Consider the following 22,822-nt stretch of genomic DNA (forward strand, 5'->3'; position numbering starts at 1 on the left):
ATTGTGCTGGGCTTACGCCGTTGACGTCCCCTGTCGGCTGACGCACGGCGTTTGAGATGGGCGTTTCGGGCGGTCGCCTGATGCGCCCGTCGCCAGAGCGACCATGCGATGACGTGAGCGGGCTGGATGCGCCGCTGTGCCAGCCGCACCGCGATGCGGCGGATCTCCTGGACCGACCAGCGGATCAGCGCGCGGGCGGTCTCGGCCGCGCCCGTCTTTTTGGGGGCGGCGCGTTGGCGTGATGGCGGATTACGGCCAGCAGGGCGAAGGCCATCATCACCAAGCTGACGTGCCGGTGCCAGCCGTGCCAGGAACGGGTCTCATTATGAGCGAGCCCAAGTTCGGTCTTGGCCGTCTCGAACGCGTCCTCGATCGTCCAACGCTGGCCCTCGACCGTCGCCAGGGTCGCGACCGACGTGCCGGCCGGGCACCACGTCGTGAAGTACGCCCGCTCGCCGTCAGTCAGGCTACGGCGGATCAGCAGGCCGCGCGTCCACAGGCCGGCCTGATCGTAGTCGGCACCGTCGAGGTCGGCCAACTCGCAGTAAGCCCAGTCGTACAGCCGCGCGCCCTTCGTGCCCTCGCCCGCCGACAGGCGCGTCCAGGCCGTCGGAGCGAGGCCGTTCGCGATCGCCTCGGCGGTGCCGGCCACCAGCGGCTTGCCGACCCAGGAATTGAACAGGTGATCGGTCTTGACCCCGAGCACGTAGCCCTTGCCCGCGCGCCGTAGAGCCATCTCGATGTCGCCGACCCCATAGACGGTGTCGGCCGCAACCCAGGAGAACGGCACGTCGGCGGTCATCGCCCGCTCGATCATCGTTAGAGCCAATCCCGGCTTGGTCGAAAAGCTCGTCCCCTCCGGCACGTGGGCGGCGGCCAGCCGGGCCGGATCCGAGGTCCAGGTCTTGGGCAGGTACAAGGCCCGATCGATGAACGCGTGACCGTGGTGCGAGGCGTAAGCCGCGAACACGCCGATCTGACAGTTCGTGATCTTTCCGGCCGAGCCGGTGTACTGGCGATGCACACCGCACGAGGCTTTGCCCTGCTTGAGAAAGCCAGTCTCGTCGAGAACCAGAACCGCGTCCGGGTCGGCCAGGGTTTCCAGGGCATAGTCCCGCACGACGTCGCGCAGGGCGTCGGCATCCCAGCGTCCGCGACCGAGCACGGCCTGCTGACGCCAGGGCCCGGGATCGCCCGCAGCTTCCGCCCGCATCCAACTGGTCTTGCGCCGCTCCGCGCCGAGCAGTCCGTCCAGGAATGCTCCCGCCGAGGCCGCCACCCGCTCCTGAGAAAACAGCGGGCGCATGCGTCCCTTCACCTCCCGCAGCGAAGAGGCCCAGAGCTCCAGCGTCGCCTCAATCGAGGCCCCCGGCGTCCATGATGCACGAATCATGGTGCCGCATGGAGTCAGAACCTCGCCAAAAACGCAACTGTAATGCTAAGGCAACGATGCGCCCGTCGCGCAGCACCATCACGTTGACGCCGATGACCGGGCGTTCGATGAGACGCGCGCTCATGCCGCCTCTCCCGTGTAGTGCGTCTTCAGGCGGCCACAGATGGCGGTGTCGATGTCGAGCGCGAGCCGGCCGTCGATGTGATAGGCTTCACGATCGTCGCCGTGATGCCAGAGATCCGAGTATTGTAGCCACGCCAGGGCGAGCGCCTTGGCCGGCACGTTGCCAAGCCCGACCGGTAGCGCTTCGGCTGCAGCGCAAAGGGCGGATCGTTCCGCGTCCAAGCGCTCGTTGGCAGCCAATCCCTGCTCAGTTTTATCGAAATCGATGAGAGCAGCCCATTCGCGCCAGCACGCGATGATCTGGTCGGAGAGCGATGGCCTGACCTGTCGCCCCTCTTTCGTCTTCTCCATCGCGATCAGATTGGCGACGATGCCGCTGGCGATCTCCTCGACCTCGTGCTCGTGAGCGAGGCGCGCCTTGAAGATCAGGCCGTCCATGGTCGCGGCTCGGATCTCGGCGAGATCGATCAGGGCGTCCAGCAATTCGCTGTCGGCCGCGTTGTAGGCGGCGTTCGCTGTGTCGTGACCGTTGCGCGCCTGCTCGGCTCTCAAGCGCGCGAACCAGTCCCGGCACTCCTGGGTGTGGGCTTCGGGCGCCTGGCCAACGACGCGCATGGCGGCGAGTTCGGTGTCGCGCGAGGCCGGATAGAGGCTGTCGCGGCGCCCGGCCAACTCAGTGATGGTCGGCCCCATGGCCAAGAGCGCGTTGTCTGGATGGACTTCACCCCCAACGGCCGGATGCGGGCTTACCGCCACCGCCAGCGCCGCCAAGTCGGACAGCGCCTCCTCGGCCCCGTCGAACAGGTACAGAGACACCCGCGCCTTCCATGCAAGGGCCGGCAGGGTCGTCATCGGCAGGGACATGAACGGCTCGAACGCCACGGCGATGGGCTCGTCCAGATCGTTGGCGAGGTCGGCAGCGGCGCTGTAGCCGTTCTCGCGCCAAGCCTTCTCCAAGGCCGGAGACCACGCTTCGCCAGCGACCGCCATGCCCTCCTCGTGAAGACGAGAGGCGCGGTTGCGAGCCTCCTCACCCTCGGGGACGACTCGGGCGAACCACGGGATCAGGGCGAGGAAGCGGGTCTCGTGATCGGGGAGGACGGGCGCAGCGGCACGGATCTCCGCCTCCTGCGCCGCCAGAAGCGCCCGCAGCCCGTCGCGCCAAACCGGATGGTCGTCGTCCGGCGGTCCGCCGTCGGCCATACCGGAGGCGGCGATCTCGTCACGCACGAATTGGACAAGGGCGGCTCGGCCGACCGGCGTGGTCGGCACGGTTGCCAAGACGGCGTCGCGCGCTGGGGTAAGCTCCGCGATGAGCCGATCCTCCTCGGAGATCTTGCTGCCCACGAAAGAGCCAGCGTCCACCTGAGCATCGAACGCGTCGTATGCTGCGGTACGCTTTCGCCAGACCTCAATCACGCCAAGGATCGGATCCGGCTGGGCCGGCTCAGCATCGGCCGACGCCAAAAGCATCCGGGCGATCCCGGCTTCGGCGCGGGCGGGCCCCGGCTCGGGCGGGGCGGTGTCGGCCGGCGGTTGCGCGGCGGGCATGGGGGTGCGATTGCGGGAATGGTCCTGCAGCATGGCATTTATCCGATGTGTGGGGTGGGGCTATGGCCTCCGCCGGTGTTCCAGACCGGCGGGGGCCGCTTGCGTTCAGGGCGGCGTGCTCAGGGCATGGCCGTCCTCAGGCCGGAACGGCGGGAGCCGCCCGGAAAGCTCGAAGAGGTGGGCGCGAATCGTCCCCACGCGTGATAGGGCGCCGCGATGAGCCTGATCGCGAACGAGCGCACGAAGCTGACCGCCAACGCCCTGGATCGTGCCTCCACGGCCTGCCTGACGGTGGGGGTGCTCGGTCCGACGGTCGCGACCCTATATGGAATCGGTGGGACGAATGGTGGTACGGTCGGCTTCCTGTTCGTGGCAGGAAGCGTGTTCTGGCTGATCGCCGCGGCCGCGCTGCACGGGATGGCGCGCCACACGCTCGGAGGACTGCGATGACCGGTCTCTGGATCTACGCCTACGTCGCGCTGCCCCTCGTCGTGATCGGGCTCGGCTACGCGGCGATGCGCGTGAACGAGCGGTCGGTTCAGCAGGGCCGGCAGGGGCCGGCCGAGTAGGTCGATCCCGGCGACCGCAGGACCGGCCTGATGAATTTCCGTATCTACGTTTATTGACCCCTGCCGAAAGGCCTGCGATCCTCCGCGATGACGATCACCTTCGACCCGGCCAAGCGGGCCAAGGCCCTGGCCGAACGTGGCCTGGATTTCCAGGCGGCCGAGGCTGTGTTCGCCGGTCCGGTCCACGAGTTCGAGGACACCCGGGCCGATTACGGCGAGACCCGCATCATTACGGTCGGCCTCCTGCGAGGGCGCATGGTGATCGTCGGCTGGACCCCGCGTGGCGCGGATCGCCACGTCTTCACGATGAGGAAGGCCAATGACCGCGAACAGGTTCGCTACGCCCCGCTTCTCCGCTGACGCCATAGGGGAGACCGACTTCGCCAAGGTCGATGCGCACGTCATCACGGCCGAGGAATACGAGGAACTGCCCGAACTCACCGACGCGATGATGGACCGGGCCGACTTCCTCGTGGGCGGCAGGCTGGTGCGGCGCGGACGCCCGGCCAAGCCCGACGCCAAGGAGCCCGTATCGCTGCGGCTCTCGCCGAGCGTGCTGGCGCATTTCCGCGCCGGCGGGCCGGGCTGGCAGACCCGGATCGACGCGGTGCTGCTCGAAGCGGTCGAGCGGGAGAAGGCCGGCTCGCGGGGCTGAGCGGAGGGGATGGTGACGGCCATCGCTCAAGCCCCCTCCCCGGCATAGAGCGCCGCGGTCTCTTCCGGCGTCAGCGCACGAAACTCCCACGCCGGCTCGTGGACGTCCTGAAGATACTGTCGGCGAATCAGGCGGCCTGTGCCAAGGCTGCGAAGCGTGTCGTGCGCGTCCTGGCTCGCGGCACTGCCGCCAACCAGTGTACGACCCGCGCGGCGTTCATCGCTGCGGCCACGCACACCTGCTGCAGTCCGGTCCTGGCTTGGCCGATGTATCGGCTCCTGCGTAGTCCGAAGGCCCGCACGCCCTGCGAGAGCGTGCCTTCGATCCCGGCGCGGATGCGATACCGCTGCTTCCAGGCTGGATCCTGCATCCGGTCTCGAGCGGCGTTCAGCGCCTCGTATTCCGGGCGCGGCAGGAAGTAGACGGAGCGGCGCGCCTCCTTCGACGCGGTGCAAAGCGCTCGCGTCGCGCAGGCGCCGCAATCGGTCCGGCTGAACACCGCCTGGAAGCGCGGGGCACCGACCTCGTCGCGGGTAGCGCGCCACGTCACTGACGTCTTGCCCTGGGGACAGGTGACCCGCTCGCCTTCCCAGTCGATTGCGAAGTGGCGCTGTTCATAGGTCTGCTCAGCCTGCGTCGCCCGCCTCGGCATGGCGCGGACCGGCCCTTCCAACGCGACGTCATGGTCGCGTCAAGGCCAACGCCGATTTCCGCGACGCCGTGGAGCACTACTGCGTCCAGCTCGGCGCCGCCGTTCAGGAGATACTGTCGGCGAATCAGATGGTCGGGGGTGTTGGCACGGAGGTGCGCGATGAGCCTGCGACCGGAACCGATCGGCGCGATCCCCGTCGAGACGGCGCGCGTGGCGCGCGCGGCTTTCCCCAAAGGGACGGTCGCGACGCGGTTGCGCGATGAGTTCAGCGCCCTCTACCAGGACGAGGACTTCCGCGATCTCTATCCGACCCGCGGCCAGCCCGGTCTTGCGCCCTGGCGGCTGGCCCTGGTCACGGTCCTCCAGTTCTCCGAGCACCTGAGCGACCGTCAAGCGGCCGACGCCGTACGTGCACGCATCGACTGGAAGTACGCGCTCGGTCTCGAATTGACCGATCCGGGCTTCCACTTCAGCGTGCTGACCGAGTTCCGTGCCCGTCTCATTGCCGGCGGCGGCGAGCAGTTGCTGCTGGACCGGATGCTCGCCCGCTTCAAGGCTCGGGGGCTGGTCAAAGCGCGCGGCAAGCAGCGCACCGACAGCACGCACGTGCTGGCTGCCGTTCACGATCTGCACCTCCTTGAACTGGTCGCCGAGACCCTGCGCGCTGCGCTCGACGATCTCGCTGCCGTCGCTCCGGACTGGCTGCGCGGCATCGCTCGACCGGTCTGGTTCGAGCGCTATGGACGCCGGGTGGAGGACTATCGCCTGCCCAGGGCTCGGACGGAACGCGAGGCACTCGCTCTTGCGATCGGTACGGACGGGTTTGCCCTACTCGAAGCGCTGGACGCGCCGGCGGCACCGCCTGAGGTGCGGGCCGTGCCGATGGTGGGAACGCTGCGCGATGTATGGCGAGTGCATTATGCCCGCGAGGGAAGCGGGCCGCCACGGTGGCGCAGCGGCGCCGAGTTGCCGCCGGTCGGCGAGCGACTGCAGTCTCCCTACGACCCGGAGGTCCACTACAGCACCAAGCGGCAGATGGAATGGTCGGGTTACAAGGTACACGTCACCGAAGTCTGCGATGCGGACGCGGCCCATCTGATCACAAACGTGATGACCTGTCCGGCGATGCAGCCGGACATGGCGAGCACGGCCGCGATCCACGAGCAGCTGGCGGCAAAGAACCTTCTGCCGGCCGAGCACTTCGTGGATGCCGGCTACGTCGATGCGGGACTGCTGGTCGGTAGCCGAAGCGCGCCGACATCTCGATCAGGGCCGCCATCGCCGCCTCGGTCGGCGGCGTGTCGCCGCTCAGGCCGAACAGCAGGCTCGGCCCGGCGACCCGGCAGAAGTGGACGGAGACCTCGATGCCGCCGTCGGCGGCGGTGTCCATCAGCCTCTCGGCCCGGCGGGGCTCGGGAAACATCTCGATGACGTCGCTCATAGGGTCTCTCCGTAGCGGGGCGTATCCGCGCCTCGATCGACCAGCATCGACAGACGGCGCATGGCCACTGCGATGGCCGCGATGGCATCGGACAGATGCCGGCATTCAATGGCGTAGACGCCGGCAGCCACGTCGCTCCGGCCGTAGGCGTGGAGGCTGGCCACGTAATCGGCGAAGGCTTGGAGGTCGCCCGGAGAGGCGATCAGACGGGCGCTGCGCACCAGACCATCGGTGGCACCCTCGTAGGCCTCGCGGGCGGTCTGGTATTCATGCCAGTGCTGGCCGCGGTGACGGCTGGCCCTGGCGTGGAACGAGCGCGCCTCGGGGCAGAAGTCGGCCCAGGCCTTGCGGTGCGCGTCGATCGCGGCGGAGACCGACCCGCTCATGACAAGGCCCCCGCCGGGATCTCGATCGCGTACGCCTCGCGCCACACCTCGGCGTGATAGGCTTTCACGGTTCCATAGTTGTTTGATCCCAGGGTTTGATGGTGCACTCTTCACGTTGGAGTGGAGGGACGCGCTATGGGCCAAGTTCTTCACGGCAGCGCCACCACGACGGAGGCAGTCCGTCGAGCGATCCAGCATAGTCAAGCGAGCCTGAGGGCGCTCTCGAAGCGCTACGGGATCAACCGGAAGACGGTCGCCAAGTGGCGGCAGCGGACCTCGGTCGCCGATCAGCGCACGGGTCCGAAGGATCCCCGCTCGACGGTGCTGTCACAGGAGGACGAGGCGGTCGTCGTCGCCTTTCGCCGCCATACGCTCCTGCCGTTGGACGACTGCCTCTACGCGCTCCAGGCGACGATCCCGCACCTGACCCGTTCGTCGCTGCATCGGTGCCTGCAGCGCCACGGCATCAGCCGACTGCCGGAGGTCGACGGTGACAAGCCCAAGCGGTCACGCTTCAAGACCTGCCCGCTCGGCTATTTCCACATCGATCTGGCCGAGGTTCACACAGCCGAAGGGCGACTCTACCTGCTCGTCGCTATCGACCGCACGACCAAGTTCGCCTTCGTTGAGCTCCACGAGAAGGCCACGCGGCGGGTCGCAGGTGACTTCCTCCGCCATCTCATCGAGGCCGTGCCTTACAAGGTGCACACGGTGCTCACCGACAACGGCACCCACTTCACCACGCCCGGCAACGTCGCCTCGGCCGCTTCCGTCATCAAGGAGGCGATTGTAGCCGGCGAGACCTTCCGAGCCCACAGCTTCGAACTTGCCTGCGCCCGCAACGATATCGACCATCGGCTGACCAAACCGCGCCACCCCTGGACGAACGGTCAGGTCGAGCGGATGAACCGCACGATCAAGGACGCGACGGTCAAGCGCTACCATTACGACAGCCACGCGCAACTCCGTGCGCACTTGGCCGACTTTGTCAGCGCCTACAACTTCGCACGCCGTTTGAAGACCCTGCGCGGCCTCACGCCCTACGAAGCCATCTGCAAGGCATGGTCCGCTGAGCCCGGCCGCTTCAGGTCAAACCCGCTCCACCAAATGCCGGGACCAAACACATAGTTCGCGTCGGGCACCGAAATCGGAAGCCACCCCTTCTGCTGCGAGATGCGCTTGAGGAGGCGCCAATCGAATTCCCGGCCGCGGTGCAGCGCCTCCATCCGCTTCACCGTCGCGTACTGACCCGAGCGGTCGAGTTCGATTTCCAGGCGGTTCGCCCTCTGAGCCTCGCGGCTGGCTGTCGCCATGGCCGTTGCCTCGCGGCGCGAGCCGATCTCGGCCTTCCTCCGTTCCGCCAGTACCCGTGCCTCGTACTGCTCGGCCCAGGCCCTGGCGGCAGCGGCCGGATTGGCGAAGTCGGGGATGGCGTAGGTGCCGGTCCGGCGGATCGCCGGCAGCACGTCGTGGAACACCCAGCGCTGGAAGCGGGCGATGAAGGCGCGGGTCCCGGCCGGGATCGCGGAGGTGGCGCGGCGCTGGACGATCGCCCGGTAGAGCCCGGCCTCGGAGATGACCGAGACATCCTGCTCTCCGCCAGGGGTACGCACTCGGTGCGTACCCTTTTCGTCGTCGTCCAGGCTGCGCTTCAGATCGGCAGCATCACGATGCCCCAGGAACGCGGCGACATCGCCGGCAATGAACCAGGGCTCGTCGCCAAGGAGCAGGCTACGCAGCGTGCGGCCTTCGAAGGCGTAGGGAACGAGCGCGGCCATGGATCAGGCCCGCCCGTAGACGTGATGGCCGATCAGCCAGAGGCTGGCGCAGGCGAGGATCGGAAGAAACGGGAGGGCGTTGGCGAGCATGGGAGGGCTCCACCGCGAGGGGCGATGGAGGCAAACTATGGTGGGAAATGTCCCACGTCAATCCAAAAATGGATATTTCCTACTTCTGCTGTGCCGCTATCTTGACAGTTTGCCCGCCACCTTATGGCAAACCGGCCATTCCATCCGTGAAAGTATTAATTCTTTCTCGGGGTTCCACTGCTTTATTGTCCAGTTTTCATCACTAATATTTGTCAGTATTCCAAATTTAACAGGTGTATACGATCGGCGATTATCACTAAATCCTTTGAATAAGCAGGTATTTCCCTTTACGGGAGGAAAGTTTGAGTCTACAAAAGCATTTTCCCCCGGCCGCAGTTCAGGCTCCATATCGCTGTCGTAGACTACAACGCCATAGCTTATTCTATATAGGCGGAAAAATCCCAGCGTCGGCATAAAGCTGCTAGGGCTTGGCTCGATCAGAGCCTTTCCATCATTGGTTTTAATAATATTGTATACTTCTACTGCCTCCTGAATTGAGACAATTTCTTCAGAAGAAAATTCCAAATCCGCAGATTTGGGCTCATTTTTATCAACCCAGTCAAGAAGCTCCTGTGACGGGACTGAATTGAGCGTTTCTTCCACTAATGTTCGCACATCAACTCTGAGGGCACTAGCTAGTTTAATAATATTGCTTCCCCTGACTGTAGACTTCTTTCCTTGCAATATATCATTGACAAAGCCTCTCTCGAGGCCAGCGCTCTTTGCTGCTTCAAACGGATTCGTTCCGATTTCAGCGAGTCTGCGCTCGACGAAGGCTTTGAGTGTGCGTTCCATGTAGTTTTTTCCCACGTTTCACAGGCCAAAGCGAGTAGGATATTTACACTTGATGGATGGGATTTTTTCTACTAAACTCCCATCATGGAAGACGATCTGCGAGCGCATCTGATGGCTTGTGCCAGGATCTATGGGGACGAAGGGATAAAGCTAACGACAATCGGTCGTGTTTGCGCGCGCGATTGGGGGTTCTTTGAGCGAATTTCTGACCCAAAAAGGTCATTTATAATAAGGACTTACGACAGCATCATTGGGTGGTTTGATAAAAATTGGCCAAAGGATTTGGCCTGGCCAGATGAAGTTGTCCGTCCTAGCGGATCGCGTCGGAACCTAGATATTAGCTCAAATAACTTGGCTCCCGAGGCCCACCCCTAATGCCCCCCTCATCCTCCATGATGCGCGGGCAACCCTCAGGCCTCAAGCCGCATCAGCGCCGCCCCCACGGCCCCCAGCATGGCCGCAGCCTCGCCCCCGAAGGCGCGGCCGTGTCCATCCAAGCGGTTGGCCACCCGCTCCAAGGCGGCGCTCCGATTGGCCGGATCGATCGCACCGACCACTTCGAACACCACGATCGCCAGGACTTCGGCCAGCCGTGCGGGCGGCAATTCGGCCGGCGCGGCCGTCACCGTCTGCAACGCGAGGAGGCCTGATCCCATGGTCTCGCTCAAGCTCTGGATGCGCCGCGAACTCGTCTCCGACGAGGTAATGGCCGAGCGCATCGGCGGCATCTCCGCCGGCACCGTCCGCAAGCTCCGGTTCCGAGAACGGGGCCCGTCGGTCCGTGTCACCGCCCGCATCGAGGCGGTGACGGCCGGCGAGGTCCGCGCGGTCGATTTGCTGCCGAAGGGCGCGCCCGCCGAAGCGGGGGCATGCCCGTGATTGCTCTGTTGATTGCTCTGTTTCACCCCGGCCCGATTGTGCGGCCGGACGCGCTCGCCTCCTACAGCACCGCGTCCGCCCCCGTTCATCGTGCCCTTCGTGTCCACCTGACGGCCTCCTGTTCCCTCTGTCGGAATCACTCTGACGGAAAGGTTTTGGGAGATGTCCCAAAAGTCTTGGGAGGCGCGGGTGCCCGCCTTCGTTCTTGAGGCGTCCGAGGGTCTGCGCGACCTCGCGCTGCCCCTCGTGCCGGGCGACCGGGTCAAGACGCAGATCGCGCGCGCCGCGCGCCGTGCCGGGCTTACGTACTGGCGCGCCTTCGACCTTTGGTATCGCAAGGCCCATCGCGTCCAGGCCGCAGAGATTGATGCGATCCGCACGGCGCGGACGAGTCGTAGCCGGGAGAGTACCGATGAGTTGGCGTGCCTGGCTGCCGAGTTCGAAGCGCTTGCGGAACGCGTGTCCGCTCTGGCTGCGCGACCCGCTGGGCCGGAGGCTGAGCGCGCTCGGCTTCTCGCTGACCGAGTTCGGCGTCTGGCTGCGGGAGACTGACGAATGACCCGCCCCGGCCTCCACGCTCGCGCGCCGCCGTGACCTGATCCGCCCGAACACGGCGCTCCCGCACCCATGGAGCTTTGGCCGATGCTGACTGCTGACCCGAGATGCCCCGTCGTCGAGCGGGTGACGGCCTATCGCAACACCCTGTTCGAGCGATGGGTCGAGGCCAAGCGGCACGCCGCGCAGAGCGACGACATCGCCGATCATCAGGCGGCGGCCGAAGCCTACACCCGGTTCATGCGCGCCCACCTCGTGCCCGACGAGCGGGCGCATCTCGAACTGGAAGACCGGATTGCCCGGCTGACGGCAGAGAACCAGGGCCTGCGCCAGCGGCTCGGCGAGCACGGCCATGCATGAGGCCGAAGACCTGCCGGCCGTCGATCAGCAGCGCCTGGATCGACTTCTGCGGTGGCACGAGAGCGTCGCCCGCCACGACAGCGGCCTCGCCCTCAGCCTCGAAGCCGAAGGGCTGGACGAGGCCGCCCGGCGCAACCGCGTGCGCGCCGAGGCCCACCGGGAGACCGCCCGCCTCCTCGCCCGGCTGCGGGAAGCGCCTCCGCCGTCCGCAGGCCCGTTCCGCGGGCATCTCGCCCCGAAGCCGACGGCACGTATCCGTGTTCCACCCTGAACGTTCCCAAACCCGCCCGCAGTCACAACCCCCTTCGACCGGCCGCGCCTGCGGTTTCCGGAACGGTGCCGTCATGTCCAGACCTTGGATGCCCCTCTATGTCGCGGATTACCTCGCGGACACGGGCCACCTGAGCACGATCGAGCACGGCGGCTACCTGCTGCTCATCATGCACTACTGGCAGAACGGCGGCCTCCCACGAGAGGACGCCAAGCTCGCGCGGGTTTGTCGGTGCTCCCCGCGTGAGTGGTCCTCCATGTGCGACACGCTCGCCGAGTTCTTCGGCGAAGGATGGAGACACGCCAGGATCGATCGGGAGCTTTGCTCTGCCAAAGCCGCCTATGAGCGGAGGGCAAAGGCAGGCTCGAAGGGTGGCAATGCCAAAGCAATGCTAAAGCAAACGGGTGGCGAAAAGGAAGCTGGGCTCAAGCAATCACAACCACATTCACAAGATACTCCTAGCCGTAAGGAAGAATCACTGGATGGGAGGGGTGGAGCCACACGTCGCCCGAGGCCGGCACCCCCCGAACCCGCGGTTTGGGACACCCCCGATCCCTTCGGCCACGACGACGCCGAGGGAGGCGCCCGATGAGCCGAGAGCTTCGTCCGCACCAGGCCCGCATCATCGAGCAACTGCGCCGGTCCCTCAGCACCGGGCACCGCCGTCCGATGGTCCAGGCTCCGACCGGTGCCGGCAAGACCGTGGTGGCCGGCGCGATCGTGAAAGGTGCCCTCGCCAAGGGGAAGCGGGTGCTGTTCGTGGTCCCGGCCATTGCCCTGATCGACCAGACCGTGCGCTCGTTCTTCGCCGAGGGCATCGAAGACATCGGGGTGATCCAGGGCAACCACCCGATGACCGACGGCACGAAGCCGGTGCAGGTCGCCTCGATCCAGACCCTTCAGCGCCGGGAGATCCCGCCGTTCGACATCGTGGTGATCGACGAGGCTCACCGCTGGTTCGAGATGCTGGGGCTGTGGATGGCGGCGCCGGACTGGGCGACCGTCCCGTTCGTCGGCCTCTCGGCGACACCTTGGACCAAGGGCCTCGGCAAGCACTACGACGACCTGATCCGGGTGACGACGACCGCCGAGCTGATCGCCGCCGGCTACCTCTCGCCGTTCCGGGTCTACGCCCCGTCCCATCCCGACCTGTCCGGCGTGCGGACGGTCGCCGGAGACTACCACGAGGGCGACCTCGGCGAGGCGATGAACAAACCGGAATTGGTGGCCGACGTGGTGACGACGTGGCGCCAGCGCGGCGAGAACCGCCCGACCTTCGTGTTTGCCGTCGATCGCCCGCACGCCAAGCGGCTGCAAGCCGAGTTCGAGCGTGCCGGCGTCGCCTGCGGCTACATCGACGCCTACACGAAACCCGACGAGCGTGAGGCGCTGTTCCGGCGCTTCACGGCCGGTGAGCTGCGGGTGATTTCGAGCGTCGGTTGCCTGACCACCGGCGTCGATCTCGATGTGCGTTGCATCGTCCTGGCTCGGCCGACCAAATCCGAGATGCTGTTCGTGCAGATCATCGGCCGGGGCCTGCGAACTGCGCCGGGCAAGACGGACTGCCTCGCTCGCGGCATGCTCGTCCTTACCGACCGCGGTGAGGTGCCTATCGAAGACGTGACGCTCGCTGATCGCGTCTGGGATGGCGTGAACTTCGTCCACCACGCCGGCGCCATCTGCAAGGGCGTGCAGCCCGTAATCACTCACGACGGAATTACCGCAACCCCTGACCACGAGGTGATGACCGATGAAGGATCGCTCTCGCTCGCGGAAGCGCGTCGTCTTGGCCTGCGGATCGCTCGCACCGGAGTGGGTGGGCGCCCGCTTCGGTTCGCTGACCGTCATCAGCGCCAAGACGGAAGGCTCGACCTGGAACTTGCTGGTGGAAGTGCGGTGCGACCGGTGTTCGCAGACGCACATGGGGCGCTTTCACAATCTGCGGAAGCGGCCCGGCACGGCAGCGTGCCCCCACTGCAATGGCCGGCAGCCGGTCACGGTGCCGCGATGGCTGTATCAGCGATGCCAGGCGCAGCAGGTGGTTTTCGGCGACGTCGATCCCGGCTTCGCTGGCCAAGCGGCGGCCTACGCCCTCGCCCAGCGCCTCGCCGCCCGTGATCGTATCGTCCGCGTCGAGCTGCCTCCGCGCGTGGGAGTCGATTGGAACGACATCCTGTCCGAGAGCGGCGGATCCTCCTCTGACGCCCGTATCGGCGCCATGCTGGCCGGAGGCGCGCCGTGACCGCCGATCTCTCGACCTTCGCCAAGGTCCGCGCCCTCCACGACCGGACCGACAGCCCTGGGGAGAAGGCAGCCGCCGCCGGTCGGATGGAAGCGATCGCCCGCGCCGCCGGCATGTCGGTAGCGGAGGCGGTGTCCAAAATGGACGATGCGTCTCCGCAGTCGGCGGCGGGCGCGGATTGGTCTGCCTTCGCGCAGGGCTTTGCGGACGCCTTCCGGGAGACCGAGGAGGCATTCGCGGCCGCGGATGCGCCGGCAGCGCGCCACGAGGCCCTGCGCCGGACCACCTCGACGAGGCTCGCCAACAGCAGGGCGTGGCCGAGATCGTCTCTCGGATCGAGGAAGAAGGCGGGCCAGAGGGCAACGTCTCCGGCATGGTGTTGCGCCCCGCGCGTCTCGATCCCGAACTGCTTCAGCGCTTCGCCGACGCGGTGGCCAAAGGCGAGATCGTAGCGCCCATGGGCGTCAGCGAAGGGGCCAGCGTCGTGGTGCTCACAGGGCCGTTCGCTAGCTTTCCGGCCGTGGTCGAGAAGATCTTGCCCGGCGATCGGCTGAAACTTGGGGTCAGCATCTTCGGACGGTGCACGCCGATCGAACTCGATCTTGCCGACGTCCGCCTCGTGTAATATGTGAGCAGACGCGCAGTAGCCGCTTAATTCTCCCCTCAGCGGGATTGAATGGAGCCGCTACGGAGACGGGCGAGACCGCTTCTCCACTTTGTAGGCTGGTCTCCCAGATCGTCCCCCAACAGGGGACGATTAGCCCTTTCCTTTCACGACGTGGCGTAGAGCAGCCCGGTAGCTCGTCAGGCTCATAACCTGAAGGTCGTCGGTTCGAATCCGACCGCCGCAACCAGTTTCAGAACGGAAGCGGGGGCCGAAGCCCCTTCCCTCTCAGATCCGGACCGCCTTGAACCGGGTGGTCTGGAAAGCGGCGTTCAGGTGATCCACTCGGATGTGAGCTTCGCGCTCCGAGACCTTGGCGAAGGCCGTCTTGTTGGTCTTGGTGTCGATGATCTTGAACACTTGCTGTCTCCGCCTCTGTCTGTGCTTGTAGTTCTACAGAACTATACTTGAGGCGTCAACAGTAAAAGCGCAGGTCGGCGCAAGTATTCGCGAGGTCTCGACATGACGGACTGGCAGAGCGTCGAGACCGCCCCGAAGGACCGCAAGGTCGACCTCTGGGCCAAGATCTGGCTCGCGGACGGCGACCGCTTCGTCGGTGAGCGCTTCCCCGACTGCCGGTGGGACGGCGGCGACAGCATGTGCAACCGCCCGGCATCGTGGAGCGGCCTCCCGAAAGGCTGGCGGGCGACGCACTGGATGGAGCGACCGGACGCGCCCGCGGGTGCGCTGGTGCGCCAGTGAGAATGGCGCGGGATCCTGACACCAGTCGCTACGGGCTCGGCAGCCTGAAGCCGACAGAAACCTGGCAGGTCAGGCGGCCACCGGATCGATCGCGGCAAGTTCCTCCGCCATCTCGGTCTCCAGCGTGCGCAGGTCGTAATCCCGCTGGAGGTTGACCCAGAACTCGGGGGAGTTCCCGAACAGGCGCCCGAGCCGCAGCGCCATCGCGGGCGTCACGGGCAGCTTCTCGCCCTCGATGTCGTAGAGGGTCTGCCGAGAGATGCCGAGCCGGCGCGCGACCTCGGTCTTCGACAGCCCGGTGGCCGGTAGGATGTCCTCGCGCAGCACTTCGCCTGGATGGGTTGGCGCGAGGCCGGAGAGAAGGGGGTTGCCGCTCATCAGTGGTAATCCTCCAGATCGACGTCGATGGCGTCCTGGCCGTTCCAACGGAAGGTGATGCGGTAGTTGCCGCTGGCGTTGACCGCGTAGGTGCCGGCACGGTCGCCGGTCAGGGCGTGGAAGCGATTGCCCGGCAGGTTCATGTCCTCAGGCTTCGTCGCCGCGTTGAGCTGGTTCAGGACGCGGGCAACGCGTCCGACGTGCTCGACGCTCAGCTTCTTCGCGTTGCCCGTTTGGGCGAAGAGGGCGAGGCCCTTGCTGCGGAACGAGCGGATCATGGTTGTAAGGTATCGCCTGACTTTGATCCTGTCAAGCATTGCCTTACAGTCGAAACCTGCAGGACCGTGAGGATTCCTTTCGAAGTCGCTCGTACGGCACCGTCAGTGCTATCCTCGTGGATCTCCGCGGCCCGAGGCGCCCCACGGTGCATCGGCGCAGGAGCAGAAGGCGATCGGCATGGGCCTGTTCAGCATCTTCAGCCGCAAGCGCCGCGACGAGACGCGCCGTCGCCGTGAGGAAGCAGCGCAGGGTCGTCGGTCGCAGTCCTCGACCATCAGCGATGGCGGCTACAGCCCTGCACTCTACGGTACAGGTTCCAGCGCCGGATCAGATCACCCGTCTTCGCACTGCTCGGGCTCGTCGTTCTCCGACAGCGGGTCGTCGTGCTCGTCCAGCGACGGTGGTGGTAGAGGTGGTGGGGACTGACCCCGCCCCTCGACCGTCAGGGCCCCTGGGGGCTCCGAACGTATACGGGTGGTCGGGGCCCCGGTTGTTTTTAGCGCCAGGGTCCGAAAACCCGTGAACGGTGAACGCAATGGGTGAACGCTCGACAGCCATGGGGCAGGCCGAGTTCGCCCGGCACCGAGGTGTCTCCAAGGCGGTCGTCACGAAGTGGAAGGGGCAAGGCCTCCTCGTTATGACCGCCGACGGCAAGGTCGATGTCAAGGCCAGCGAATGGAACCTCGACCAGCGGCCTGCGAACTATCGCGGCGGCACCACGCATCGACCGGTGCGGGCCATTCCGCGAGATGAGGATCTGGTTGGGAAGCCTGCCCGCCCGGCCTCGCCGCCGCGGCCCGCGGCTCCGGCGCCGCAACCGGTGAACGACGAGGCCGGGGGCGATCCGGTCGAGACCGATTGGGACGACCCGAACCTGTCGCTGGCCCAGGCCGCGCAGCGGAAGGAGAACTACCTCGGCCTGCTTCGGAAGCTGGATCATGCGGTCAAGCAGGGCATCCTCGTCGAGCGCCCCGCCGCGGAGGCCGCTTTCTTCGAGGAGGCCCGCGCCATCCGAGACGCGCTGATCGCGTGGCCGGCGCGCGTGTCGATCGAGATGGCGGAGGAGATCCGGATTGATCCTGCCACCGGCAAGGCCGACGCCCGCGAGCTGACCCAGATCTTAGCCGCCTATGTCAACACCCTCCTCACCGAACTCGGCGAGCCCTCCGACCTCGACCTATCTCGACACCCGCAGTCTTAGGCGGTCGTGGCGCCGCGGCCTGACCCCACCGCCGAACCTCGACGTAGTGGACTGGGCCGAAAACTTCCGGCGGCTGAGCAAGGAAAGCTCGAACGGCGGCAAGTTCATCACCGCGCGCCCGAGGTCGTGGCGGCCTACCTCACCGGCCACATGATCGCGACGACGCTGCCCGGCCTCGACGTGTCGGAGGCAATGCGGAAGATCATCGGTGGCGGCTGGACCGATCGGCGCCTGATCGAGCCGACCGAACACGAGTCGCCCGTGAAGGCGCTCCTCACCGATCCGATGCGCGAGGCGGCGGCTCAGGTCCGCGCTGGCGAGGCTTCGCCCGACCTGCCGCGCTTCCATCGCCCCGAGCCCGACTTCACGCCGTCGGTGTCCGAGGTGCAGATCTACGTCCTGACGCCGTTCCGGTACGGGACCGGCGAGGGGCGGATGCCGGCCATCGTCACGCGGACCATCGATCACGTTCTCCGGCCAGCCGGCCTACATCATCAACAACGCGGTGTTCGATTTCTGGATCGTGCTCGGCATCTGCGCGCTGGCGATCGGCGTGACGGTGCCGGACCTGTTCGGCAAGGACGTGCCGCCGGGCGACAAGCTGCGGCTCGGCGTGTCCTGGCTCGCGATGGCCGGGCTCGTCACCTACCTCGTGTTGGCACAGCCCGATCTGAGACCTGTCGCCGAGGCGGCGCGCCCCTACATCGACATGGGGCACGACTACCGCGACCCGGACTGATCGCCCCCACATCGGCCCGGCGATCGAGCGCATCCGCCCCTGGATCGGGGATTGGTGGCGGACCGGAGCGCTGGGGATGGGCGGGGCGGCGCCGACCTGACCACTGCCCGCCATTGCCGATCATCACCAAGCCCCGCCCGGTTCGCCGCGGCGGGGTTTTTCGTTTTGGGGCGGTCAGGTGTTGGGTGGGATGCGCCGGGCGTCGTCGTAGCGCTCTTGCGCCGTGCGAGCCCGGAAAAGATCGTACTGTGTTTTCACGTGCGCATCGACTTGCGGCTTGATGTAGGGCCCAACGTAGCCGGGAAACTCCGGTATCTCGTTGAACTTGAACACCTCGTCGATCTTTGCCAGCAACTGCGCCGTCGTGGCTGTGCGACCGCGCGCGATCATGTTTTCGACGTAGACGAAGAAGGCGTCGCCAGCGAGCATCTGCAGCCTCAGTTCTTCAGGGCTGAGATAGTTCTTGGCGATCTTCGCATTCGCCAGTGTTGGGCGATTGTTGATCTGGGTCGTCATGCCCACCCGATCCTTCGTGGCGTCCGCACGCGTAAGAAGGATCTGCTGTGCTGTCTGCTCACAGGCCGCGAAGTGAAACTTGTCCTGCATGCGGGCGAAGAAGCTGCGCACCTGCTCCGATGTGCCGTCGTAGTCGCTGGACACCAGCACCACGCAGTCCCGCACTCGGGCATACAAGTTCTTCTCGTCGTAGCGGATCGCGCGGACCTGCTCGGCGAGGGACTGGGCGGCCGTCGGGTCGTTCCGCAGCCGCTCCTCATTGAGGACAAATCCGTCGACAACATACCGCTCCAGCTTCTGGGCTGCCCAATCGCGGAATTCGGCAGCACGAGGCGAGTGGACCCTGAAACCGACCTTTAGGATTGCGATCAGGTTGTAGTGGGCCACCTGATAGATTTTGCCGTCCGCATCAGTCCGTGCAAAATCTGCACAGACTGCGGCCTCGTCTAACTCACCGCTTGCAAACAGGTTTTTGAGGTGGCGGCTGATCACAGACCGGTCGCGGCCGTACACTTCTGCGATCTCGTCCTGTGTCCCCCACAGCGTTTGGCGACCAGGATCGACCTGGAAGGGGCTCTTGCGGTTCGCGACCTCGAAGCTCTCAATTGGCCCCTCGATCCGATCAGCGACATTTCTGAGGGTGCTCGCTGCGGCATTCCTGACACCATCGGCGGCAGAGCGCACTCCATCCGTAAAGCGGCGACCAATCCCGCGCTTCGATCCGTTGTTTTTCCGCGACAGTTCGAAAACCATCCCTCAAAAGAGCTCTGAATCGAGCCGACCGAGGGGTGGACGCCATCAACGGATCGTGGTGATGATCCGCTTGCACAGGTGGTGTCTCGGTCTCGGCCGACCCCTCCGCAAAGCCCGTCCCGAATAACTCGGGGCGGGTTTCGTTTTGGGACAGCCAGCATCCACGGATCAGGCTTGCGAGTCTGTCACTGGCGGGTGGCACGACGGTGGATATCCACCGTTCTTGTGCGTCCTCATCTACTATCGGTGCACAACTCGGACTGGCGGTATCCACCGGCAACGGCAAGGCTGGGCTACAGTAGGCCGAAGCTTCAGCCTCCACGCGCCGCCGCGAGCGTCCACTTCCGCACCTCGGCCATGCGGTCGTCATCGCTGGCGCCGGCCGCCGCAGCTTCCTGTGGCCTGCTGCCGGTTTCACGGACACCCGGTTTGGGTGTGATGATGAGACCGGAGGTACAGGATGCAGCGGCGCAAGTTCGGACGTGAGTTCAAGGTCGAGGCGGTTCGGCTGATCCGGGAGCGCGGGGTGAGCGTCGCCCAAGCGGCCCGCGACCTCGACGTGCACGAGACGGTGCTGCACCGCTGGGTGAAGCAGGCTGCGGCCGATCCGCAGCACGCCTTCCCCGGCCACGGGCAGATGCGGCCCGAGCAGGCCGAGATCGACCGGCTGTGCAAGGAGGTCTCCCGGCTGCGGGCGGAGCGTGATATCCTAAAAAAGGCCACCGCGTTCTTCGCGCGGGACGTGCTATGAGGTTCGCCTTCATCGCCAAGCACCGGACGGTCTGGCCGGTGGCCTGGATGTGCGCGGCGCTGAACGTCTCCCGTTCCGGCTTCCACGCTTGGCTCACTCGATCCCCCAGCCAGCGTGCCCGTGACGACGCGGCGATCCTGACCAAGGTGCACACGAGCTTCGTGGGCAGCGACCGCACCTACGGCGCGAGGCGGGTCTGGCACGACGTGCTGGCCGAGGGCGTGGCGTGCGGCCTGCACCGCATTGAGCGGATCATGCGCGAGAACGCGATGCGAGCTCGTCCGCGGCGACGGCGCGGGTTGCCGAAGGACGAGGGCGTGCGGGCTGCGGCGGCCGCCAACCTCCTGGAGCGGCAGTTCGCGGCCGATGGGCCGAACCGGAAGTGGATCGCCGACTTCACCTAGATACTGTCGGCGAATCAGGCGGCCTGTGCCAAGGCTGCGAAGCGTGTCGTGCGCGTCCTGGCTCGCGGCACTGCCGCCAACCAGTGTACGACCCGCGCGGCGTTCATCGCTGCGGCCACGCACACCTGCTGCAGTCCGGTCCTGGCTTGGCCGATGTATCGGCTCCTGCGTAGTCCGAAGGCCCGCACGCCCTGCGAGAGCGTGCCTTCGATCCCGGCGCGGATGCGATACCGCTGCTTCCAGGCTGGATCCTGCATCCGGTCTCGAGCGGCGTTCAGCGCCTCGTATTCCGGGCGCGGCAGGAAGTAGACGGAGCGGCGCGCCTCCTTCGACGCGGTGCAAAGCGCTCGCGTCGCGCAGGCGCCGCAATCGGTCCGGCTGAACACCGCCTGGAAGCGCGGGGCACCGACCTCGTCGCGGGTAGCGCGCCACGTCACTGACGTCTTGCCCTGGGGACAGGTGACCCGCTCGCCTTCCCAGTCGATTGCGAAGTGGCGCTGTTCATAGGTCTGCTCAGCCTGCGTCGCCTGCCTCGGCATGGCGCGGACCGGCCCTTCCAACGCGACGTCATGGTCGCGTCGGCTACCGACCAGCAGTCCCGCATCGACGTAGCCGGCATCCACGAAGTGCTCGGCCGGCAGAAGGTTCTTTGCCGCCAGCTGCTCGTGGATCGCGGCCGTGCTCGCCATGTCCGGCTGCATCGCCGGACAGGTCATCACGTTTGTGATCAGATGGGCCGCGTCCGCATCGCAGACTTCGGTGACGTGTACCTTGTAACCCGACCATTCCATCTGCCGCTTGGTGCTGTAGTGGACCTCCGGGTCGTAGGGAGACTGCAGTCGCTCGCCGACCGTGTTGGAAAGCGACCTGATGCCCGACGGTTTGCTGATCCGCGAGACCAAGTTCCATAAAACCCGGCTCGTTCCCATCGAGCCGAGCACCCGAAGCGCGCTGAGTAATTATCTCGCGCTGAGGCGGTGCATGGGTGGTCCTGACCCACATCTGTTTGTGCTCTCGACGGGTAACCCGCCTAGTCGTGTCAGAGTCACGTGCGCTTTCATAAAGCTTTCAAGGCGGCTCGGCTTACGTGGGCCGCAAGGTGAGCGCGGACCCAGACTACACGATCTCCGGCATAGCTTCGCTGTTCGCGCGCTCGAACAGTGCGGCAACGATCGGGCCACGATCAACCGGCATATGCTCGCGCTCAGCACCTATCTTGGACACGCCTGTCTCTCCGACACCTACTGGTACCTGGAGGCGACGCCGGTGTTGATCCGCCAGATCGCTGAAGCAACCGAGGCGTTCCAGAAAGGCGGTGCAGCATGACCGCGCTCGCACCATACCTCAGCACCTATCTGCTGGAGCATCTGCCGCGTGACCGTGGCGCGAGCCGTCACACGATCGACAGCTATGCCTACAGCTTCCAGTTGCTCGTCGACTTTGCGGCCAAACGGCTGAAGGTCCGTCCTTCGGACCTGCAGATCGAGCAGATCGACGGTGGGCTGCTCCTCGACTTCCTGGACCATATCGAGGCGGATCGTGCGAACACACCTCGGACCCGCAATGCCCGGCTCGCAGCAATCCGCTCGTTCTTCCGGTTTCTGGAATACCGCGCGCCGGCTTGTCTCAATGTGGCCATGCAGGCGCAAGCGATCCCCGCCAAGCGCGTCGAGCACCCCCTCGTGGATTATTTGACCCGCGCCGAGTTGCAAGCAGTGCTCGACGCACCGGATCGGCGAACCCGGTCGGGTGTGCGTGACCGAGCGATGCTGCACCTTGCCTATGCCTGCGGCCTGCGCGTATCCGAGCTTACCGGCCTCCAGCTCGGAGATGTTAACCGCCCCGCGACGGATGTAATCCATGTGCTCGGCAAGGGCCGCCGGCAGCGCGTTCTGCCTCTCTGGAAGGAAACCCAGACGGTTCTGCGGGACTGGTTGCGCATCAGGCCATCCAGCCAGGATGACGCCGTGTTCCTCAATGCGCGTGGCGAAGCCATTGGTCGCCATGGCTTCGCCAGTCGCCTGACGACCCACGTCAAAATAGCGCAACGGTCGGTCCCCAGTCTCGCACGCAAGAAGGTTACGCCGCATGTTCTTCGGCATACTTGTGCGGTTCATACGCTCGAAGCGACCGGCGACATCAGGCGAGTAGCACTCTGGCTCGGTCATAGCAGCGTCACCAGCACAGAGATCTACCTCCGGATCGATCCTGCCGAGAAGCTCGATATCCTCGACGCAGGGACTGCCCCGCAAATCAGGAGAGGCACTTTCACTGGCGTATCCGATCGCCTGCTGGCTATGTTGAAGGCCGTCCATGACCAATAGTTATGGGAAGTAATCCATGCCTAGCGCTGCGAAAAGCGGCGCTAGGACGCCTCAAAACAACATAACTCCGAGCTCTACATAATGCGGTGTCTGATCCTCTCCGCATCCCGGTCGCGTTCGCGCCGATCGGGCGGGACGAACTCAACGCCTGCTTCCTCGCCGGAACCATCGTATGGGGCCGGTGCGGCGCCCGACGCGGGGATGGTCGCATGGGCTGCGGCACGACGGCGGACTCGTCGCCGGCTTCGACCGGCGCGAGGCGATCGAGCTCTCGTGCCTCTGCGCGTCCCGGCCCGATCTCTGCCGCGTGGCGCTACGGCTCTGGCGCGCCTTCGTCTTCCCCGCGCTCGGCGAGACGCACGGCATCCGCT

The 22,822-nt window shown here is 65.8% G+C and carries 30 protein-coding genes, 1 tRNA gene and 1 pseudogene; 19 read left to right on the top strand and 13 right to left on the bottom strand.

The features are described from left to right. Nucleotides 1-184 precede the first annotated feature (184 nt). From PGN25_05260 to PGN25_05270, 3 genes are read right to left on the bottom strand one after another with little or no spacing between them, the layout of a single operon-like run. On the bottom strand, nucleotides 185-1,393 hold the full coding sequence (locus tag PGN25_05260) for an IS701 family transposase (protein MEH3117022.1): 1,209 nt from the start codon (nucleotides 1,391-1,393) through the stop codon (nucleotides 185-187). Further along, a complete protein-coding gene (locus tag PGN25_05265; GenBank protein ID MEH3117023.1) occupies nucleotides 1,356-1,517 on the bottom strand; it encodes a hypothetical protein in 162 nt (53 codons plus the stop codon). Before PGN25_05265 ends, PGN25_05260 begins: the two co-directional genes overlap by 38 nt. Continuing rightward, a complete protein-coding gene (locus tag PGN25_05270; protein MEH3117024.1) occupies nucleotides 1,514-3,100 on the bottom strand; it encodes a hypothetical protein in 1,587 nt (528 codons plus the stop codon). The genes PGN25_05265 and PGN25_05270 overlap by 4 nt, the downstream gene beginning before the upstream one ends. Before the next feature lie 183 nt (nucleotides 3,101-3,283). Between PGN25_05270 and PGN25_05275 the strand changes: the two genes are divergently transcribed. The 4 genes from PGN25_05275 (at nucleotide 3,284) to PGN25_05290 (ending at nucleotide 4,291) form a co-directional block, all read left to right on the top strand. After that, nucleotides 3,284-3,517: a hypothetical protein gene (locus tag PGN25_05275; protein ID MEH3117025.1), complete on the top strand. Its 234-nt coding sequence runs from the start codon at nucleotides 3,284-3,286 to the stop codon at nucleotides 3,515-3,517. After that, the gene (locus tag PGN25_05280; protein MEH3117026.1) at nucleotides 3,514-3,636 is read left to right on the top strand and encodes a hypothetical protein; all 123 of its coding nucleotides are present in this window, start codon (nucleotides 3,514-3,516) and stop codon (nucleotides 3,634-3,636) included. The genes PGN25_05275 and PGN25_05280 overlap by 4 nt, the downstream gene beginning before the upstream one ends. 87 nt (nucleotides 3,637-3,723) lie before the next feature. After that, entirely contained in the window at nucleotides 3,724-3,996 is a 273-nt protein-coding gene (locus PGN25_05285; GenBank protein ID MEH3117027.1) for a BrnT family toxin, read from the top strand. Continuing rightward, nucleotides 3,956-4,291, top strand: a complete 336-nt coding sequence (locus PGN25_05290) for a BrnA antitoxin family protein (protein ID MEH3117028.1) — start codon at nucleotides 3,956-3,958, stop codon at nucleotides 4,289-4,291. Before PGN25_05285 ends, PGN25_05290 begins: the two co-directional genes overlap by 41 nt. Nucleotides 4,292-4,418: 127 nt before the next feature. On the opposite strand, the gene PGN25_05295 is transcribed toward PGN25_05290, so the two are convergent. Further along, nucleotides 4,419-4,943: a transposase gene (locus PGN25_05295; GenBank protein ID MEH3117029.1), complete on the bottom strand. Its 525-nt coding sequence runs from the start codon at nucleotides 4,941-4,943 to the stop codon at nucleotides 4,419-4,421. Nucleotides 4,944-5,102: 159 nt separating this feature from the next. On the opposite strand from PGN25_05295, the gene PGN25_05300 reads away from it, so the two are divergent. Beyond that, nucleotides 5,103-6,374 (top strand): transposase, encoded by a 1,272-nt coding sequence (locus tag PGN25_05300; GenBank protein MEH3117030.1) that lies wholly within the window; start codon nucleotides 5,103-5,105, stop codon nucleotides 6,372-6,374. A 6-nt stretch (nucleotides 6,375-6,380) separates the two neighbouring features. Here PGN25_05300 and PGN25_05305 read toward each other — a convergent pair whose 3' ends face one another. Next, complete coding sequence (locus PGN25_05305; protein MEH3117031.1) at nucleotides 6,381-6,770, bottom strand: hypothetical protein; 390 nt, start codon at nucleotides 6,768-6,770, stop codon at nucleotides 6,381-6,383. Nucleotides 6,771-6,905: 135 nt separating this feature from the next. On the opposite strand from PGN25_05305, the gene PGN25_05310 reads away from it, so the two are divergent. Then, on the top strand, nucleotides 6,906-7,898 hold the full coding sequence (locus PGN25_05310; GenBank protein MEH3117032.1) for an IS481 family transposase: 993 nt from the start codon (nucleotides 6,906-6,908) through the stop codon (nucleotides 7,896-7,898). On the opposite strand, the gene PGN25_05315 is transcribed toward PGN25_05310, so the two are convergent. The 3 genes from PGN25_05315 to PGN25_05325 all read right to left on the bottom strand — a co-directional run bounded on the left by PGN25_05315 (nucleotide 7,811) and on the right by PGN25_05325 (nucleotide 10,101). After that, nucleotides 7,811-8,548 carry a BRO family protein gene (locus PGN25_05315; protein MEH3117033.1) on the bottom strand — a complete coding sequence of 246 codons (738 nt, stop codon included), beginning with the start codon at nucleotides 8,546-8,548 and terminating at the stop codon, nucleotides 7,811-7,813. The two genes, PGN25_05310 and PGN25_05315, sit on opposite strands and share 88 nt — an antisense overlap. A 186-nt stretch (nucleotides 8,549-8,734) precedes the next feature. After that, nucleotides 8,735-9,433, bottom strand: a complete 699-nt coding sequence (locus tag PGN25_05320) for a helix-turn-helix transcriptional regulator (protein MEH3117034.1) — start codon at nucleotides 9,431-9,433, stop codon at nucleotides 8,735-8,737. 410 nt (nucleotides 9,434-9,843) lie between these two features. Then, nucleotides 9,844-10,101, bottom strand: coding sequence for a hypothetical protein (locus tag PGN25_05325; protein MEH3117035.1), 258 nt, complete (start codon nucleotides 10,099-10,101; stop codon nucleotides 9,844-9,846). On the opposite strand from PGN25_05325, the gene PGN25_05330 reads away from it, so the two are divergent. From PGN25_05330 to PGN25_05360, 7 genes are all read left to right on the top strand, one after another. Then, a complete protein-coding gene (locus PGN25_05330; protein MEH3117036.1) occupies nucleotides 10,088-10,312 on the top strand; it encodes a hypothetical protein in 225 nt (74 codons plus the stop codon). The genes PGN25_05325 and PGN25_05330 overlap by 14 nt on opposite strands. A 412-nt stretch (nucleotides 10,313-10,724) precedes the next feature. After that, nucleotides 10,725-10,871: a hypothetical protein gene (locus PGN25_05335; protein MEH3117037.1), complete on the top strand. Its 147-nt coding sequence runs from the start codon at nucleotides 10,725-10,727 to the stop codon at nucleotides 10,869-10,871. 83 nt (nucleotides 10,872-10,954) lie between these two features. Further along, nucleotides 10,955-11,227, top strand: a complete 273-nt coding sequence (locus PGN25_05340; GenBank protein ID MEH3117038.1) for a DUF837 domain-containing protein — start codon at nucleotides 10,955-10,957, stop codon at nucleotides 11,225-11,227. Beyond that, complete coding sequence (locus PGN25_05345) at nucleotides 11,220-11,498, top strand: hypothetical protein (protein MEH3117039.1); 279 nt, start codon at nucleotides 11,220-11,222, stop codon at nucleotides 11,496-11,498. Before PGN25_05340 ends, PGN25_05345 begins: the two co-directional genes overlap by 8 nt. 588 nt (nucleotides 11,499-12,086) lie before the next feature. Beyond that, nucleotides 12,087-13,616 (top strand): DEAD/DEAH box helicase family protein, encoded by a 1,530-nt coding sequence (locus tag PGN25_05350; GenBank protein ID MEH3117040.1) that lies wholly within the window; start codon nucleotides 12,087-12,089, stop codon nucleotides 13,614-13,616. A 437-nt stretch (nucleotides 13,617-14,053) separates the two neighbouring features. After that, nucleotides 14,054-14,365 carry a hypothetical protein gene (locus PGN25_05355; GenBank protein ID MEH3117041.1) on the top strand — a complete coding sequence of 104 codons (312 nt, stop codon included), beginning with the start codon at nucleotides 14,054-14,056 and terminating at the stop codon, nucleotides 14,363-14,365. A gap of 152 nt (nucleotides 14,366-14,517) precedes the next feature. Then, nucleotides 14,518-14,594, top strand: a tRNA-Met gene (locus PGN25_05360). 38 nt (nucleotides 14,595-14,632) lie between these two features. On the opposite strand, the gene PGN25_05365 is transcribed toward PGN25_05360, so the two are convergent. Then, nucleotides 14,633-14,764: a hypothetical protein gene (locus PGN25_05365; protein MEH3117042.1), complete on the bottom strand. Its 132-nt coding sequence runs from the start codon at nucleotides 14,762-14,764 to the stop codon at nucleotides 14,633-14,635. A 102-nt stretch (nucleotides 14,765-14,866) separates the two neighbouring features. Here PGN25_05365 and PGN25_05370 point away from each other — a divergent pair, with 102 nt between their 5' ends. Beyond that, nucleotides 14,867-15,106 (top strand): hypothetical protein, encoded by a 240-nt coding sequence (locus tag PGN25_05370; GenBank protein ID MEH3117043.1) that lies wholly within the window; start codon nucleotides 14,867-14,869, stop codon nucleotides 15,104-15,106. Nucleotides 15,107-15,175: 69 nt separating this feature from the next. Here the strand turns inward: PGN25_05370 and PGN25_05375 are convergent, their stop codons facing one another. Beyond that, complete coding sequence (locus tag PGN25_05375) at nucleotides 15,176-15,484, bottom strand: HigA family addiction module antitoxin (GenBank protein ID MEH3117044.1); 309 nt, start codon at nucleotides 15,482-15,484, stop codon at nucleotides 15,176-15,178. After that, nucleotides 15,484-15,762, bottom strand: coding sequence for a type II toxin-antitoxin system RelE/ParE family toxin (locus tag PGN25_05380; GenBank protein MEH3117045.1), 279 nt, complete (start codon nucleotides 15,760-15,762; stop codon nucleotides 15,484-15,486). The genes PGN25_05375 and PGN25_05380 overlap by 1 nt, the downstream gene beginning before the upstream one ends. Nucleotides 15,763-16,400: 638 nt before the next feature. Between PGN25_05380 and PGN25_05385 the strand changes: the two genes are divergently transcribed. Then, nucleotides 16,401-16,964: a hypothetical protein gene (locus tag PGN25_05385; GenBank protein MEH3117046.1), complete on the top strand. Its 564-nt coding sequence runs from the start codon at nucleotides 16,401-16,403 to the stop codon at nucleotides 16,962-16,964. 505 nt (nucleotides 16,965-17,469) lie between these two features. Further along, the gene (locus PGN25_05390; GenBank protein MEH3117047.1) at nucleotides 17,470-17,703 is read left to right on the top strand and encodes a hypothetical protein; all 234 of its coding nucleotides are present in this window, start codon (nucleotides 17,470-17,472) and stop codon (nucleotides 17,701-17,703) included. A gap of 174 nt (nucleotides 17,704-17,877) precedes the next feature. Here the strand turns inward: PGN25_05390 and rhuM are convergent, their stop codons facing one another. Then, a complete protein-coding gene (rhuM, locus tag PGN25_05395; GenBank protein ID MEH3117048.1) occupies nucleotides 17,878-18,972 on the bottom strand; it encodes a RhuM family protein in 1,095 nt (364 codons plus the stop codon). A 460-nt stretch (nucleotides 18,973-19,432) separates the two neighbouring features. On the opposite strand from rhuM, the pseudogene PGN25_05400 reads away from it, so the two are divergent. Next, nucleotides 19,433-20,124, top strand: a pseudogene (locus PGN25_05400) (IS3 family transposase). A gap of 17 nt (nucleotides 20,125-20,141) precedes the next feature. Here PGN25_05400 and PGN25_05405 read toward each other — a convergent pair. Beyond that, nucleotides 20,142-21,029, bottom strand: coding sequence for a transposase (locus tag PGN25_05405; GenBank protein ID MEH3117049.1), 888 nt, complete (start codon nucleotides 21,027-21,029; stop codon nucleotides 20,142-20,144). 292 nt (nucleotides 21,030-21,321) lie between these two features. Between PGN25_05405 and PGN25_05410 the strand changes: the two genes are divergently transcribed. Next, nucleotides 21,322-21,453: a hypothetical protein gene (locus PGN25_05410; GenBank protein MEH3117050.1), complete on the top strand. Its 132-nt coding sequence runs from the start codon at nucleotides 21,322-21,324 to the stop codon at nucleotides 21,451-21,453. Continuing rightward, on the top strand, nucleotides 21,450-22,451 hold the full coding sequence (locus tag PGN25_05415) for a tyrosine-type recombinase/integrase (protein MEH3117051.1): 1,002 nt from the start codon (nucleotides 21,450-21,452) through the stop codon (nucleotides 22,449-22,451). The genes PGN25_05410 and PGN25_05415 overlap by 4 nt, the downstream gene beginning before the upstream one ends. Nucleotides 22,452-22,822 lie beyond the last annotated feature (371 nt).

This window comes from Methylorubrum populi, assembly GCA_036946625.1.
Taxonomy (GTDB): Bacteria; Pseudomonadota; Alphaproteobacteria; order Rhizobiales; family Beijerinckiaceae; genus Methylobacterium; species Methylobacterium populi_C.

Bases quoted from the DNA above. Each gene is read 5' to 3' on its own strand.
- rhuM (MEH3117048.1), bottom strand. From the start codon at position 18,972: ATGGTTTTCGAACTGTCGCGGAAAAACAACGGATCGAAGCGCGGGATT.
- PGN25_05385 (MEH3117046.1), top strand. From the start codon at position 16,401: ATGACCGCCGACGGCAAGGTCGATGTCAAGGCCAGCGAATGGAACCTC.
- PGN25_05340 (MEH3117038.1), top strand. From the start codon at position 10,955: ATGCTGACTGCTGACCCGAGATGCCCCGTCGTCGAGCGGGTGACGGCC.
- PGN25_05335 (MEH3117037.1), top strand. From the start codon at position 10,725: ATGAGTTGGCGTGCCTGGCTGCCGAGTTCGAAGCGCTTGCGGAACGCG.
- PGN25_05350 (MEH3117040.1), top strand. From the start codon at position 12,087: ATGAGCCGAGAGCTTCGTCCGCACCAGGCCCGCATCATCGAGCAACTG.
- PGN25_05280 (MEH3117026.1), top strand. From the start codon at position 3,514: ATGACCGGTCTCTGGATCTACGCCTACGTCGCGCTGCCCCTCGTCGTG.
- PGN25_05330 (MEH3117036.1), top strand. From the start codon at position 10,088: ATGGTCTCGCTCAAGCTCTGGATGCGCCGCGAACTCGTCTCCGACGAG.
- PGN25_05315 (MEH3117033.1), bottom strand. From the start codon at position 8,548: ATGGCCGCGCTCGTTCCCTACGCCTTCGAAGGCCGCACGCTGCGTAGC.
- PGN25_05410 (MEH3117050.1), top strand. From the start codon at position 21,322: ATGCTCGCGCTCAGCACCTATCTTGGACACGCCTGTCTCTCCGACACC.
- PGN25_05370 (MEH3117043.1), top strand. From the start codon at position 14,867: ATGACGGACTGGCAGAGCGTCGAGACCGCCCCGAAGGACCGCAAGGTC.
- PGN25_05305 (MEH3117031.1), bottom strand. From the start codon at position 6,770: ATGAGCGGGTCGGTCTCCGCCGCGATCGACGCGCACCGCAAGGCCTGG.
- PGN25_05260 (MEH3117022.1), bottom strand. From the start codon at position 1,393: ATGATTCGTGCATCATGGACGCCGGGGGCCTCGATTGAGGCGACGCTG.
- PGN25_05320 (MEH3117034.1), bottom strand. From the start codon at position 9,433: ATGGAACGCACACTCAAAGCCTTCGTCGAGCGCAGACTCGCTGAAATC.
- PGN25_05285 (MEH3117027.1), top strand. From the start codon at position 3,724: ATGACGATCACCTTCGACCCGGCCAAGCGGGCCAAGGCCCTGGCCGAA.
- PGN25_05300 (MEH3117030.1), top strand. From the start codon at position 5,103: ATGAGCCTGCGACCGGAACCGATCGGCGCGATCCCCGTCGAGACGGCG.
- PGN25_05415 (MEH3117051.1), top strand. From the start codon at position 21,450: ATGACCGCGCTCGCACCATACCTCAGCACCTATCTGCTGGAGCATCTG.
- PGN25_05265 (MEH3117023.1), bottom strand. From the start codon at position 1,517: ATGAGCGCGCGTCTCATCGAACGCCCGGTCATCGGCGTCAACGTGATG.
- PGN25_05270 (MEH3117024.1), bottom strand. From the start codon at position 3,100: ATGCTGCAGGACCATTCCCGCAATCGCACCCCCATGCCCGCCGCGCAA.
- PGN25_05375 (MEH3117044.1), bottom strand. From the start codon at position 15,484: ATGAGCGGCAACCCCCTTCTCTCCGGCCTCGCGCCAACCCATCCAGGC.
- PGN25_05380 (MEH3117045.1), bottom strand. From the start codon at position 15,762: ATGATCCGCTCGTTCCGCAGCAAGGGCCTCGCCCTCTTCGCCCAAACG.
- PGN25_05275 (MEH3117025.1), top strand. From the start codon at position 3,284: ATGAGCCTGATCGCGAACGAGCGCACGAAGCTGACCGCCAACGCCCTG.
- PGN25_05345 (MEH3117039.1), top strand. From the start codon at position 11,220: ATGCATGAGGCCGAAGACCTGCCGGCCGTCGATCAGCAGCGCCTGGAT.
- PGN25_05295 (MEH3117029.1), bottom strand. From the start codon at position 4,943: ATGCCGAGGCGGGCGACGCAGGCTGAGCAGACCTATGAACAGCGCCAC.
- PGN25_05310 (MEH3117032.1), top strand. From the start codon at position 6,906: ATGGGCCAAGTTCTTCACGGCAGCGCCACCACGACGGAGGCAGTCCGT.
- PGN25_05290 (MEH3117028.1), top strand. From the start codon at position 3,956: ATGACCGCGAACAGGTTCGCTACGCCCCGCTTCTCCGCTGACGCCATA.